The organism is Rhodoligotrophos sp. CJ14, from assembly GCF_038811545.1.
Lineage (GTDB): Bacteria > Pseudomonadota > Alphaproteobacteria > Rhizobiales > Im1 > Rhodoligotrophos > Rhodoligotrophos ferricapiens.
This window is the reverse complement of sequence record NZ_CP133319.1, coordinates 2,564,937-2,578,689: the sequence shown is the minus strand read 5'-3', so window position 1 is coordinate 2,578,689 and position 13,753 is coordinate 2,564,937. Positions and strand designations below refer to the sequence as shown.

Here is a 13,753-nt window from a genome sequence, read left to right as displayed (position 1 = left end):
GCCGGGTCCATGACGGAGATTGACGGCACCATCGCAGTGGTGCTCAAGGGTTATCCGCGCCTGTCCGAAACCTTCATTGCCCAGGAGCTGCATGCGCTCGAGCAGCTCGGCTTGCGCCTGCAGCTTTGGTCACTGCGCCACCCGACCGACGATGCGCGTCACCCGATCCATGACGAGATCACGGCAGAGGTGAACTATCTGCCCGAATATCTCGTGGATGATCCCCTTCGGGTGATGTGGGGACTCATACGGTCGATGGTCCTGCCGGGTTTCTTCTCAGCCCTGAAGGTGTTTCTGAAGGATTGGTGGCGAGAGCGCGATTTCAACCGCGGCCGGCGGTTTGGTCAGGCGGTGGTGCTCGCAAGCGAAATGCCTGAGGAAATCTCGCATATCTACAGCCACTTTCTGCATACACCGTCTTCGGTTGCACGTTATGCAGCGATCATGCGGCGGCTGCCTTGGAGCTTTTCCGCTCATGCCAAGGATATCTGGACAATTCAACCCTGGGAAAAGGCGGAAAAGATCGCCGATGCGGCCTGGGGCAGCACATGTACAGCCTATAATATCGCGCATCTCAAATCGCTGGCGCCAGAGGGCGATGCCGAGAAGCTGTTTCTGTGCTATCACGGGCTCGATCTTGGCCGCTTTCCAATACCCCCCTCGCGCGAGGGCGGGCGATGCGGCGATGACCCCGCCAATCCCGTAAGAATCGTGTCGGTCGGCCGTGCCGTCCCTAAGAAGGGATATCGCGTGCTGCTGGAGGCGCTGGGCCGTCTGCCGAGCGGGTTGCACTGGCGTTTCGTCCATATCGGGGGCGGTGAGTTATCGGCAGCGCTCAAGCGGCAGGCAGACGATCTGGGCCTTTCGGATAAGATCGAATGGCGGGGTGCGCGGCCGCAAAACGATGTGATCGATCTGCTGGGCTGGGGGGATCTGTTTGTGCTGGCCAGCCAGATCGATGGGTCAGGTGATCGGGACGGTCTGCCGAACGTGCTGATGGAGGCGGCATCACAAGCGCTCTGCTGCGTGTCGACCAATATCTCGGCCATCCCCGAATTCGTGACCGATAGCAAAACCGGCGTGCTCGTGCCGCCCGGCAATGCCGATGCCCTGGCGGCCGCGATTGCGCGGCTTGCCAAGGATCCGGAGTTGCGCTTCTCCTTAGGAATGGCGGCAAGGGACAGGCTGGTGACATCATTCTCAAGGGATACATGCATTCGCAGTTTGGCGGCACGGTTCGGCATCGGCACGCCCTAGATGCGCATCGCATTCTATGCTCCGCTTAAGCATCCGGAGCATTCCGTGCCCTCGGGCGACCGGCAGATGGCACGGCAGCTGATGAGCGTGCTCAAGGCTGCGGGTCATGAGGTTTCTCTGGCGAGCCGCTTCTCGAGCTTCGAGCCGACAGGCGAGGCCGACGCCCAACGGCGCGTGCGGCAAGAGGGTGAACGCATTGCCGAAGAGCTGCTCGCTCAGTTCGAGCGTAATGGCCGACCCGACCTGTGGTTCACCTATCATCCCTATTACAAGGCGCCCGACTGGTTGGGGGTGAGGATCGCCGGGGCCCTCGGCATTCCCTATGTGACCAGCGAAGCCTCTTATGCCCGCAAGCGGGAGCAAGGACCATTCGCCGAGGCTCAGGCGCAAGTTCGGAGGGGCCTCGAACTGGCCAAGGTGAACCTCTGCTTCACGGCGGGCGATCGCGAGGGCATCGCGCCGGTGGCGCGTTGCGGATCGCTCGTTGATCTCCCGCCCTTCATCGACACCACGCATTTGCCGCGGCCAGCAGTACCCCGCATGGCCAATGCCGTCCCGCGGCTTCTCTCAGTGGCAATGATGCGGGCAGGCGATAAGCTCGCCAGTTACCGTATGCTCGCAAAAGCCCTGTTTTTGATCAAGGAACTGCCTTTCTCGCTGGTGATCGTGGGTGACGGGCCGGAGCGCAAAGTGGTCGAGACGATGCTTGGGTTTCTCGGCGATCGCGTTACATTCACAGGCGAGTTGCCCGTTGAGCAGATGGCAGAGGTTTACTCAAATGCGGACCTTTATGCCTGGCCCGGATGCGGGGAGGCCTATGGGCTGGCCTATCTGGAAGCGCAGGCCATGGGGCTGCCGGTTGTGGCCCAGCGCATTCGCGGGGTGCCCGCCGTGGTGGTTGACGGGGTTACGGGCATGCTGGGTGCGCCATGCGATGCAGATGACTATGCGAGAATGATCACCGAGCTGATCGTCAACCGGGAAAGACGCGAGCAGATGGGAGCTGCGGCCGAAGAGTTCGTGCGGGGCAGCCGCACGTTGCAGCATGCGGTCGAGATCGTCGCGGGAGCATTGACGTGAAGGCCGAAGAGCGCCCGATCCTGATCTGGGTGACCCATGTGCTCGGCATCGGTCACTATCAACGGGCCATGGTTCTGGCCGGGGCGCTGGCCCAGGCAGGCCTTCGTCCGGTGGTTGCCTCGGGCGGCGTGCCAGTTCCGGCGCCCGTACCGAAAGGTGTGGTGCTGAAGCAGCTGCCCGCAATCCGCAGCGGCGATAACGGCTATACCAATCTGATCGACGAAGCGGGACGCGAGGCGGGGGAGGATCTCTTCCGCCGTCGCGCAGAAGCGCTGCTCAACCTCTATCGCGTGCTCAGACCCGCGATGATCATCACGGAGCTTTACCCCTTTGGGCGGCGCCGCTTTGCGGACGAGCTAGACGGGCTGCTCGTACTCGCAACCGCTGAAGGGCGGGACTTGCGGCCGAAGATCGTTTGCTCGGTTCGGGACATTTTACAGCCTCCCTCGAACGCGCAAAAGATCGCCTCGGTGCGCCGGCTCATCGCCGATTATGATGCGATCCTCGTGCATGGCGATCCCAATCTCGTGCCTGTCGAACGCTCATTGCCGCTCGTTGCCGAGTTTGCCGATCGTATCAGATATACCGGCTACATGAGGGCTGGCCGTTCGCGCCAGTCCGGCGGCAAGGACGGGTTGAATGAGGTCATCGTGTCGGCTGGGGGCGGTGCAGTAGGGCGTGAGCTGTTGGTGGCCGCTGCTGCTGCGCGTTCGCTCTCTGCGGCGGCAGGGCTGACATGGCGTTTCCTGATCGGGCACAATATGCCGGCCGGAGAACTGGCTGCCATCAAGGGGGCAAATGATCCCGGTGTGATCGTGGAACCAGCTCGTCCAGATTTCCCAGAGCTCCTCAAACGCGCGCGGCTGTCGATCTCCCAGGCCGGCTACAACACTTGCGTCGATATCCTGCAGGCGCGCGTGCCGGCTGTTCTCGTGCCCTACCGAGGGCCTGCGGGCGGTGAAATCGAGCAGCCGCTGCGGGCGAAGATCCTGGAGGAGAAGGGACTGGCTTTCGCAGTAGATCCCGGCGAACTGACCCCATTACGGCTTGCGCGCGCAATCGATGATGCCTTGATGCTCAATGTGCTGTCGACGCCTCGGCCGAGCCTCGATGGTGCGAGGCGTTCGGCGGCCATCATCAAACAGATGCTGGTGGAGCCGGTCACTTGAGCGACGTGTTCACACAGCTCTTGCGCGAGCTCGAGCACTGGGATCGCTCGGGATGGGTGCCACGCCTGTGGATCCGGGATGATGATGCCGTTCGGGACAGACCAGAATTGCGGCATTTGATGGCGCTCTGTGCCGAACAGAGCGTTCCCCTGTGTCTGGCGGTCGTGCCGGGGAAGATGGAACCATCGCTCTGCGGCGCGATTTTCGATCACCCGCCAGAGATGGTTGACCTGCTCGTCCATGGGCTCGCCCATGAGAATCACGAAGGGCCGGATACGAAGAAGGCGGAGCTTGGTGAGGCCCGGCCGCTTGCGGCTGTGGCGAGGGATACGGCAAGGGCGCTCGACATGCTCGGCGATGCCTTCCCCGACCGAATGCTGCCGGTCCTGGTGCCGCCCTGGAACCGGGTGCGCTCGGATCTGATCTCGCTTTTACGCGGGCAGGGCTATCGTGCCATCTCCACGTTCGGCAAAGCCAGGTTCGAGAATGCGGACCTCGTTGAAATCAATACGCATATAGACCTGATAGACTGGCGAGAGCGATGTGGCCGGTCGCCGGGGGATCTCGGCGCAGCGCTTGCGGTTGAGTTGCGGTCGCGGCGACTGACAGATCGGGAAGCCCCAGTCGGCCTTCTCACCCATCACGCAGTGCATGATGAGCGCGCCTGGAATTTTCTCGAGGGTTTGATTGAGGCAATGCAGGGCCGGGTCACCTGGCATTCCGGACGGGACCTTTTCAATGGCGGCTGACCGGTTCATCGTCGTTACCGGCGGCCCCGGCTCGGGCAAGACAAGCCTCATCGATGCGCTTCAAGCGCAGGGCTATGCACGTTCCATCGAAGCAGGGCGGGCTATCATCCAAGACCAGATGATGATCGATGGTCCGGCTCTGCCATGGAAAGATCCTGAACTGTTCGCAGAAGCGATGCTGATCTGGGAAATGCGCTCCTATCGGATGGCGCAGAGCATGGCGGGTCCCGTCATCTTCGACCGGGGTGTGCCGGACGCCATTGGCTATCTCCGCCTGCTCAACCGGCCAATCCCATCGCATTTTCACGAGGCCGCTCGGCATTTTCGGTACAATCCGACAGTATTCATCGCACCGCCTTGGGCGGAGATCTTCACGCAAGATCGCGAGCGCAAGCAGTCATTCGAGGAGGCCTGCCGCACTTTCGAGGCGATGGTGGCCGTCTATAGCGCGTGCGGATATAGCTTGGTCGAGCTTCCACTGGCGCCAGTTCAGGAAAGGCTTTCTTTCCTGAAATCCCACCTCAAGCAACCCTGACAAGGGGGCTTCATGAAATGCATCTTGATCCGGCGCGCCGGGTATGAGGAAGATGACGGAGGGCCAGCATTCCGCCAGCCCGGAAAGAAGTCGGAGCAAGATGCCGGCATTAGAGGTAGAGAGCAGCTCGAGCGCGGCTGAGCGCTCCTCTGTAACACCGGTACGTGAGCAAGTCTTTCGGCAACCGATCTCGCTATTCCTGGCCATGATCGCGCGTGCGGCTGCCGGGCTGGCGACGGTTGTGTTTCTGGCGGTGATCACGAGGCCTGGCGTGATCGGCCTCGCTGTTCTCTGCGGCATAGGCGCAGTTTTTGCCTGTTATGCTGTCCGTGCGGTCAGCCGTCATATGAGCGTCATCACTATCAGCGAGGAGGAGATCAGGATTTCGGAACCCTTGCGCAAGCAGATCGCCTGGCGCGAGACCGATGGGGTTTCCCTCCGATATTTCTCAACGAGACGCGACAGGGAAAATGGGTGGATGAGCCTGGTTCTGCGCTCAGGGCGCAAGCGGATCACCCTTGATCACGAGCATCCAGCCTTCATGCCGGCGGTGCAACATGCGCTCAATGCGGCCTTGCGCAACCGCGTGGGACTGAATGCCGCGACGATGATGAATGCACGGGCATTGGGTATCACCCTCCCCGGTGGGACGACCGCATGAGCCCGGCACTGCTCTCGATCAACAATCTGGTTATCGACTTTCAAACCATGGCCGGCAGGGTGAGAGCGGTCGACGGGGTCTCTTTCGAGGTTCCGCATGGGAAAACCGTCGCGCTGGTTGGCGAATCCGGATCCGGAAAGACGGTGATCAGCCAGGCCATTCTGCGAATCCTGCCGCGGGTTGCCAAGATCACCGGCGGGTCCATGATCCTCCGCGATCCCAAGCTCGCCGGCACTGGCAAGGCGGAGGTCGATCTCGTACGGCTCGGGGCAGATTCGGACCAGATGCGCAATATTCGCGGCGGCCGGATCTCGATCATCTTTCAGGAGCCCATGGCATCGCTCTCGCCCCTGCATACGATCGGTGATCAGATCGGCGAGGCGCACAGACTGCATATGGGATCATCCCGCCAGGAGGCACGCGCCGCCACCGCGCGCATGCTGAAGCTGGTCGGCTTTGTTGATCCCGAGCGTGGGGTCGACACCTATCCCTTCGAGCTATCAGGCGGCATGCGTCAGCGGGCGATGATCGCCATGGCGCTGGTCTGCCAGCCGGCGCTGCTGATCGCGGACGAGCCGACCACTGCGCTCGATGTGACGGTGCAGGCGCAGATCCTCAAGCTGATCAAAGATCTTCAGCAAGAGTTCCATATGGCGGTGCTGATGATCACTCATGATCTCGGCATCGTCGCCAATCTGGCGGACGAAGTGGTGGTGCTCTACCGCGGCCGTATCGTCGAAGCCGGAACCACCGAGGCGATCTTCCGTGATCCTCAGCACCCCTATCTCAAGGCGCTGCTGAATGCGGTGCCTCGCTTCGATATGGAACCGGGCGAACGGCTAAGGGCCATTCGCGAGGTGGAGCCGGTGGCCGGCGGCTATTTCGCGGAATGCCGCGAGGCCATGCAGACGGGAGCGCCCCTGCTGCAGGTTAATGGCTTGCGCAAGGCTTTCACACTGCGAAAGGGCAGCATGTTCAAGCCGCGGGGTACGCAGGAAATGCTGGCGCTGCGGGATGTGAGCTTCACCATCCATTCCGGCGAATCGGTGGGGCTCGTGGGTGAATCCGGCTGTGGCAAGACCACGACTGCCAAGATCATCGTGCGGGCGGCGAGCCCTGACGCGGGGCAGGTGAAGTTCAGGCTCGGCGGCCATATGCGCGACGTGCCGGAGCTTGAAGGCTCTGATCTCAACGCCTATCGCCGCGCGGTTCAGGTGGTCTTTCAGGACCCGTTCTCATCGCTCAATCCGCGCATGACCGTGCTGGACCTCATCACCGAGCCGCTGGTCATCCACGACATCGGCACATCCCGCCAGCGGCGTGAGATCGCCAAGGAATTGATGCAGCTCGTGGGCCTCGATCCGCGCTTTCTCGGGCGGTATCCGCACTCCTTCTCGGGAGGGCAGCGCCAGCGCATCGGGATTGCTCGCGCATTGGCCCTGAAGCCGGATCTTTTGATTTGCGATGAGCCGGTCTCGGCGCTCGATGTGTCTGTTCAGGCGCAGATCTTGAACCTGCTCAAAGATCTTCAAGACAAGCTGGGTCTTTCCTATCTTTTTATTAGCCACAATCTCGCGGTGGTCGACTATATCGCGGAGCGTATACTGGTCATGTGCCGCGGCATGATCGTAGAGGAGGCCCCACGTGAGCGGTTCCGGGAACGTGCGCGCCATCCCTATACTCGCGCGCTGCTGGCTGCGGTACCGGAGCCTGATCTCGACCATCCCATGGATCTCGCGATGCTGAGCAACGGTGCGGGCTCAAATCCCGCGGCATGGCCGGAACCCTACCGTATCCTGGCTGACACCCAGCTGAGACGAGTGGAGATCGAGCCCGGGCATTTCGTTCTGCACGGGGAAGCGGTTTCCGGCATACAGCCCGGAGTGAGGCACGAGGCTTTGGTATGAGGGTAAGCCGCCTGAAATCGGTCCAGGTCTCATTCGAGCCTGCGACGGGCTGGCGGGTAGCACGGTACCTGCTGCTCGGCTTGTTGTTGATTTCATGGGCTGCGGGCGAGAGCCATGCACAAGGGCTGCCGCCACTGGTCGAGACGCCGAGCCTTGTGCGGGATGTCGAGACCGGGCGTCTGCCGCCGGTCGATCGGCGTGTGCCGGAAGAGCCGCTGGTTGTCGACCTTCCCGCACAGGGGTTTGAAATCGGACGGCACGGAGGGGCCATTCGGACCCTGATCGACCGGCCGAAGTCAATCCGGTATATCGTGGCCTGGGGCTATGCGCGGCTGGTGGGCTACACGCCAGATCTTCAGCTCAAACCCGACATTCTCAAGGATGTGAAGGTGGAGAACGATAACCGCGTCTTCACGCTCACCTTGAGGCGTGGTCATAAATGGTCGGACGGCTATCCCTTCACCTCAGAAGATTTCCGCTACTACTGGGAAGACGTGGCCACGAACCCCGTCTTGTCGCCGGGCGGACCGCCGGCAAGCCTGCTGGTCAAGGGCGAGGCTCCCAAATTCGAGGTGATCGATGAGGTCACCGTCCGCTATTCCTGGTCAAACCCTAATCCGACCTTCCTGCAAGAACTGGCGCGGGCCCGGCCGACATACATCTACATGCCGGCCCACTACATGAAGCAGTTCCACGAGAAATACGGAGATCCCGAGCAGATTGCGCGCATGGTCGCCGCCGATCGGGTCACCGACTGGGCGGCGCTGCATAACCGGCGCGAAACGATGTATGATTTCGACAATATCGAATTGCCGACGCTCGAGCCGTGGCGGAACATAACGCTGGGGCCGAGCACGCGCTTCATCATGCGCCGCAATCCGTTTTTCCACCGCATCGACACCAAGGGTCAGCAGCTGCCCTATGCCGATGAGGTCATCATGGATGTGGCATCGGCCCGGCTGATCCCGGCCAAGACCGCGGCCGGTGAGAGCGATCTGCAGGCGCGAGGCCTCAACTTCTCCGATCTTGCGGTGCTCAAGCGCAACGAGAAGCGCTCGGACTATCACGTGGAGCTCTGGCCGAGCAGCAAAGGCGCACAGCTCGCGCTTTATCCCGACCTCAATTATAGAGATCCGGAGTGGCGCAAGCTGTTCCGCAACCCCTCGTTTCGCCGGGCGCTCTCGATCAGCATCGATCGCTATCTGATCAGCCGCACGCTTTATCTCGGGCTCGCGAAACCCTCGAGCAATTTCGTCCTCGACCGCAGCCCGCTCTATGACGAGGCGGTTGCCAAGCTTTGGACCCAGTATTCACCGGAAGAGGCGAACCAGCTCTTGGATGAGATCGGCCTTACCAAGCGGGACTCGAGCGATTACCGGCTGCTGCCCGACGGACGGCGCGCGGAGATCGTGGTGGAGACGGCGGGCGAGGATCCACAGGAGGTGGATATCCTGCAGCTCATCGCGGAGGACTGGGCAAAGATCGGTATCCGTCTGCTGATCAAGCCGTCCATGCGAGAATCCCTGAGAGAGCGTGCCTATACGGGCCAGGTGATGATGACCACCTGGTCGGGCTGGGACAATGGCGTTCCGACGCCGGACATGATGCCGGACGAGCTCGCGCCAACGCATCAAGACAATCTCGCCTGGCCGAAATGGGGCGAATATTTCGAAACGAAGGGCAAATCCGGCGAAGCGCCCGATGTGCCGGAGGCGCGCGAACTGATCGACCTCTACAAGCGGTGGTTCGCGGCAACGGATAGCGAGCAGCGGGCGGAGATCTGGCACCGGATGCTTCAAATCAACGCCGAGCAGCAATTCGTCATCGGCATCGTCGGCAGCGTTCCGCAGCCCGTGGTCGTTTCCAACCGGCTGCGAAATATCCCCAAAGAAGCATTCTATGGCTGGGATCCGGGCGCGCAATTCGGCATATACCGGCCGGATCAATTCTGGTTCGCCCAATGAGGTACTCTCCGCCGCAGCTGATTGGTCTCCAGAAAAGACAGCGTGGGAGCGCTGAAGTCTGATGCTTCGCTACATCGTGCAGCGTCTGCTGGTGATGATTCCGACGCTGATCGTGATCAGCCTGTTGATGTTCGTGATCATCCAGCTTCCGCCGGGGGACTATCTCTCCAACCAGATCGCGGAGCTCAGGTCGCGCGGCGAGGCTGCGGGACTGGAGAAGCTCGAATTCCTGCGCAAGGAATATGGGTTCGATCAGCCCTGGTATGTCCAATATGGTCGCTGGGTGGGCTTCCTGCCGGGCTCGCATGGGTTCAACGGCCTGCTCCAGGGGAATTGGGGCTGGTCATTCGAGCATCAAAAGCCGGTCCGGGACGTTGTCGGCGATGGTTTGCTTTTGACCATCATTCTCAATGCTGCCGTCGTCCTCTTCATCTATATCGTGTCGTTCCCGATCGGCATCTACTCGGCAACGCGACAATATTCCATCGGGGATTATGGCTTCACCTTTCTCGGCTATCTCGGGCTTGCCACGCCCAATTTCCTTCTCGGCCTGGCCATGCTCTATTTCGCGAATGTCTGGTTCGGGATTTCCGTCGGCGGCCTCATGGATCCAACCTATATTGGCCAGCCCTGGAGCTGGGGAAAAGTCGGCTCGATTCTGGCTCACCTGATCGTGCCGGTGATCGTGATCGGCACCACCGGCACTGCCGCCATGATCCGGCGGCTGCGGGCGAACCTGCTGGACGAGCTGCATAAGCAATATGTCACGACGGCGCGCGCCAAGGGGCTCACGGAGCGACGGCTGCTCTGGAAATATCCGCTGCGCATGGCTCTTAACCCCTTCATCTCGGATATCGGCAATCTGCTGCCGAGCCTGGTGTCAGGCTCGGTGATCGTGTCGGTGGTGCTCAACCTGCCGACGATCGGGCCGGTGCTGCTCGACAGCCTCACCAGCCAGGATCAATATCTCGCCGGTTTCATCCTGCTGTTCGTGACGGTGCTCACGCTGGTGGGGATGCTGGTTTCCGATCTGCTGCTGGCCGTGCTTGATCCGCGCATCCGCTTCGACGGCGAGGCGCGGAGATGAGCCAGCAGTTAGGTCATCCCGGCTCGCAGCCACGCTCGAGCCTGCCGCATTACGTCTCGCGGGAGCCGTTCAACCCTTACGAGGCCGAGACGCTCAGCCCGGCGCAGGAGCGCATCTATCTCGCATCAGGCTGGCGGATGATGTGGTGGAAGCTGAAGCGGCACAAAGTTGCCGTGGCATCCGGCATCTTCCTGCTGCTCATGTATCTCAGCATTCCTTTCACCGAGTTCCTGGCGCCCTATAACAGCACGACCCGGCATGCAAACTATCTCTACGCACCGCCGCAAACCATTCACTTCTTCCATGACGGAGAGTTCATCGGGCCCTTCGTCTATGGCTATGATTCGCAAGCCAATCTCGAAACCTTCCGTTGGGACTATAGCGTCAACCACGAGAAGGTCTATCCGCTGCGCTTCTTCTGCCACGGGGATCCTTACGAGCTGTTCGATATGGTGCCCGGCAGCCTTCACCTGGTCTGCCCGGCAGAAGGCGGGGTGTTCTTTCCGCTGGGCACCGACCGGTTGGGACGGGACATGCTCAGCCGGATCATTTATGGCACACGCATTTCGCTGACCGTCGGGCTGATCGGCATTACGATCTCCTTCATTCTCGGCATCACTTTGGGCGGCATGGCCGGCTATTTCGGCGGCTGGATCGATGCATCGATCCAGAGGGTGATCGAGATCCTACGCTCTTTGCCGGAACTGCCGCTCTGGCTTGCCCTTTCCGCCGCCCTGCCGGTGACCTGGTCGCCTATCGTGATCTATTTCGGCATCACGATCATTCTGGGGCTGCTCGATTGGCCGGGGCTTGCCCGCTCCGTGCGATCGAAATTCCTGGCATTACGGGAGGAGGACTTCACCACGGCCGCGGTGCTGATGGGTGCGAAGCCGTCGCGGGTGATCGGCCGGCATCTGGTGCCGAATTTCATGAGCCATTTGATCGCCAGCGCCACGCTCTCCGTGCCGGCCATGATCCTCGGCGAGACGGCGCTGTCCTTCCTCGGCCTTGGCCTGCGCCCGCCCATTACAAGCTGGGGCGTGCTGCTGAACGAGGCGCAGAATCTCGCTGCGATCGAGTTCTATCCATGGATCATCACGCCCATGGTGCCCGTGATCCTGGTGATCCTGGCGTTCAACTTCCTTGGCGATGGCCTGCGGGATGCGGCCGACCCCTATCACTGAGGAGCGAAGAGCCCGCAGGCTCCTCAGGTCTCAGGCCTCCGCAATTGTCGCGCCGAGCCCGCGCATGAGGGACATGAAAGACGGGAAGCTGGTGGCGATCATACGACCATCATCCACCACCACCGGCTCTCGTGCTGCAAGGCCCAAGGTCAGAAAGGCCATCGCGATCCGGTGATCCATATGGGTCTCGACCAAGCCGCCGCCCCGGGGCCTATCGCCCGGACCCGAGCCCTCGACCACAAGCCAGTTGTCGCCCACCTCGTGCGGTACGCCATTGGCGGCCAAACCCGCCACAATTGCCGCAAGGCGGTCGCTCTCCTTGACCTTCAGCTCGTCGAGCCCCTTCATCTCCGTGCGGCCTTCCGCGCAGGCAGCGGCGATGGCGAGGATCGGATATTCATCGATCATCGAGGCGGCGCGCTCGGGAGGCACGCTCACGCCCTTGAGACGGCTCGATCTGACCTCGATATCGCCGACCGGCTCGCCTCCGGCCGAGCGCTCATTATGGATCTGGACATCACCGCCCATCTCGACCAGGGTTTGTACGAGGCCGGTACGGGTGGGATTGAGCATCACATTCTCAAGGACGATATGCGATCCTTCAGTGATGAGCGCGGCAACCAGCGGAAAAGCCGCTGAGCTTGGGTCCGCGGGAACAGTGATCGGCTGCGGGGTCAGCTCTTTATAGCCACGCACCGTGATGCGCCGGCCATTGCCTTCGGGCTGGGTGGCGATATCGGCCCCAAAGGCTTGAAGCATACGCTCGGTATGGTCGCGGGTCGGCACCGCCTCGATGACGGTCGTCTCACCCGGCGTGTTCAGCGCGGCGAGAAGGATGGCCGATTTCACCTGGGCTGAAGCAACCGGCAGGGTGTAGGTGATGGGAATGCCGCGCTGGGCGCCGGTCACCGTGGCTGGCAGACGGCCGCCTTCGGACGAGGTGAAGCGCGCGCCCATCTGCTCCAGCGGCAGCACCACACGGCCCATGGGACGTTTGCGCAAGGAGGCATCCCCGGTTAGAACCGCCTCGATCGGGGTTGTGGCAATCAGCCCCATGCAGAGCCGGACGCCGGTGCCGGAATTGCCAAAGTCGAGCGGTGACGATGGCTGGGAGAAGCCGCCCACACCGACGCCATGAACGCGCCATTGGCCGGTCTCGTCACGAGCAACTTGCGCGCCAAGCGCCTGCATGGCGGCGGCGGTTGCCAGCACGTCCTCGGCCTCGAGCAGCCCCTCGATCACCGTCTCGCCCACAGTCAGCGCACCGAGCATGAGGGCGCGATGGGAGATCGACTTATCACCCGGTACCCGGATGCGGCCGGTAAGTCCGGTCGAGTGGCGAGAGGTAAGGGGCGACTTGGCGTCGTCTGACATGCCTGATCTGTCCAAAATGCTTGCGAACCGGCCGGGTGGTACCATATAGGGAGCTCCCCGTCATCTTTGCCATTTGCTTTTGACAGCCGCGGAGGCGCATGGCATGGGGATTGAGCAATCCAGAATTACGCAAGGGTCAAATCGGTGGTCAAACCGGAACTTGGAACCAAGCGCAGCTGCCCAAACTGTTCTTCGCGCTTTTATGATCTCGAGAAGGACCCCATCGTCTGTCCGAAGTGTGGCTATACCTTCGTGGCTGAAGCACTGTTGCCCTCTAAGATGGAACAGCATGCTGCGGTCGTTGCGCCGGTCGCCAAGACTGTAGCCGTCCCCGATGAGGATGAGTTCGACGATGTCGAACTGGTCTCGCTCGATGAGATCGAGGGCGAGGACAAGGACGATGACGAGGTCCCTGCGATCGAGGATGTCGAGATCGCGGATGATGACGTGGTCAAGGACGATGACACCTTCCTCGAAGATGATGATGAGGAAGGGCCGGACGTCACCGGAATCATCGGCGTCAATGACGATGACGAAGAGACCTGAAAACTGCGAACTTATGCTTGATCTCGGAACAACGCCGGCCTAAGAAGTCGGCGCTGCTTCGGCAGGGTGGTTCCCAAGCCGCCTGATCTGGCCGGAGGCGTTCAGGGGCCGTAGCTCAGTTGGGAGAGCGCTTGAATGGCATTCAAGAGGTCAGGGGTTCGATTCCCCTCGGCTCCACCATCCAACCTTAGAAGAGCGAGATTATAGCTCCTTTCGAGCTTAGTATCCGCGCCTGCGAGC

The 13,753-nt window shown here is 61.5% G+C and carries 12 protein-coding genes and 1 tRNA gene; 12 read left to right on the top strand and 1 reads right to left on the bottom strand.

The annotated features are described in order from the left end of the window. The first annotated feature begins 9 nt into the window (after window positions 1-9). The 10 genes from RCF49_RS12005 (at window position 10) to RCF49_RS11960 (ending at window position 11,593) form a co-directional block, all read left to right on the top strand. Window positions 10-1,257: a glycosyltransferase family 4 protein gene (locus tag RCF49_RS12005; protein WP_342640119.1), complete on the top strand. Its 1,248-nt coding sequence runs from the start codon at window positions 10-12 to the stop codon at window positions 1,255-1,257. After that, window positions 1,258-2,337, top strand: a complete 1,080-nt coding sequence (locus tag RCF49_RS12000) for a glycosyltransferase family 4 protein (protein WP_342640118.1) — start codon at window positions 1,258-1,260, stop codon at window positions 2,335-2,337. It begins immediately after the preceding gene. Then, window positions 2,334-3,506: a glycosyltransferase family protein gene (locus tag RCF49_RS11995; RefSeq protein WP_342640117.1), complete on the top strand. Its 1,173-nt coding sequence runs from the start codon at window positions 2,334-2,336 to the stop codon at window positions 3,504-3,506. Before RCF49_RS12000 ends, RCF49_RS11995 begins: the two co-directional genes overlap by 4 nt. Further along, entirely contained in the window at window positions 3,503-4,255 is a 753-nt protein-coding gene (locus RCF49_RS11990) for a polysaccharide deacetylase (protein WP_342640116.1), read from the top strand. The genes RCF49_RS11995 and RCF49_RS11990 overlap by 4 nt, the downstream gene beginning before the upstream one ends. Further along, window positions 4,245-4,790 carry an AAA family ATPase gene (locus tag RCF49_RS11985; protein ID WP_342640115.1) on the top strand — a complete coding sequence of 182 codons (546 nt, stop codon included), beginning with the start codon at window positions 4,245-4,247 and terminating at the stop codon, window positions 4,788-4,790. The genes RCF49_RS11990 and RCF49_RS11985 overlap by 11 nt, the downstream gene beginning before the upstream one ends. A 100-nt stretch (window positions 4,791-4,890) precedes the next feature. Then, window positions 4,891-5,451 carry a hypothetical protein gene (locus RCF49_RS11980; RefSeq protein WP_342640114.1) on the top strand — a complete coding sequence of 187 codons (561 nt, stop codon included), beginning with the start codon at window positions 4,891-4,893 and terminating at the stop codon, window positions 5,449-5,451. Then, window positions 5,448-7,358 carry an ABC transporter ATP-binding protein gene (locus tag RCF49_RS11975; RefSeq protein ID WP_342640113.1) on the top strand — a complete coding sequence of 637 codons (1,911 nt, stop codon included), beginning with the start codon at window positions 5,448-5,450 and terminating at the stop codon, window positions 7,356-7,358. Before RCF49_RS11980 ends, RCF49_RS11975 begins: the two co-directional genes overlap by 4 nt. Beyond that, window positions 7,355-9,322, top strand: coding sequence for an ABC transporter substrate-binding protein (locus RCF49_RS11970; RefSeq protein ID WP_342640112.1), 1,968 nt, complete (start codon window positions 7,355-7,357; stop codon window positions 9,320-9,322). The genes RCF49_RS11975 and RCF49_RS11970 overlap by 4 nt, the downstream gene beginning before the upstream one ends. A gap of 61 nt (window positions 9,323-9,383) precedes the next feature. After that, entirely contained in the window at window positions 9,384-10,409 is a 1,026-nt protein-coding gene (locus tag RCF49_RS11965) for an ABC transporter permease (RefSeq protein ID WP_342640111.1), read from the top strand. After that, window positions 10,406-11,593, top strand: coding sequence for an ABC transporter permease (locus RCF49_RS11960; RefSeq protein WP_342640110.1), 1,188 nt, complete (start codon window positions 10,406-10,408; stop codon window positions 11,591-11,593). Before RCF49_RS11965 ends, RCF49_RS11960 begins: the two co-directional genes overlap by 4 nt. Before the next feature lie 30 nt (window positions 11,594-11,623). Here RCF49_RS11960 and aroA read toward each other — a convergent pair whose 3' ends face one another. Further along, on the bottom strand, window positions 11,624-12,967 hold the full coding sequence (aroA, locus tag RCF49_RS11955; protein WP_342640109.1) for a 3-phosphoshikimate 1-carboxyvinyltransferase: 1,344 nt from the start codon (window positions 12,965-12,967) through the stop codon (window positions 11,624-11,626). Window positions 12,968-13,111: 144 nt separating this feature from the next. On the opposite strand from aroA, the gene RCF49_RS11950 reads away from it, so the two are divergent. Further along, entirely contained in the window at window positions 13,112-13,513 is a 402-nt protein-coding gene (locus RCF49_RS11950; RefSeq protein ID WP_342640108.1) for a TIGR02300 family protein, read from the top strand. 104 nt (window positions 13,514-13,617) lie between these two features. After that, window positions 13,618-13,693: transfer RNA gene (locus RCF49_RS11945), tRNA-Ala, on the top strand. Window positions 13,694-13,753: the final 60 nt, after the last annotated feature.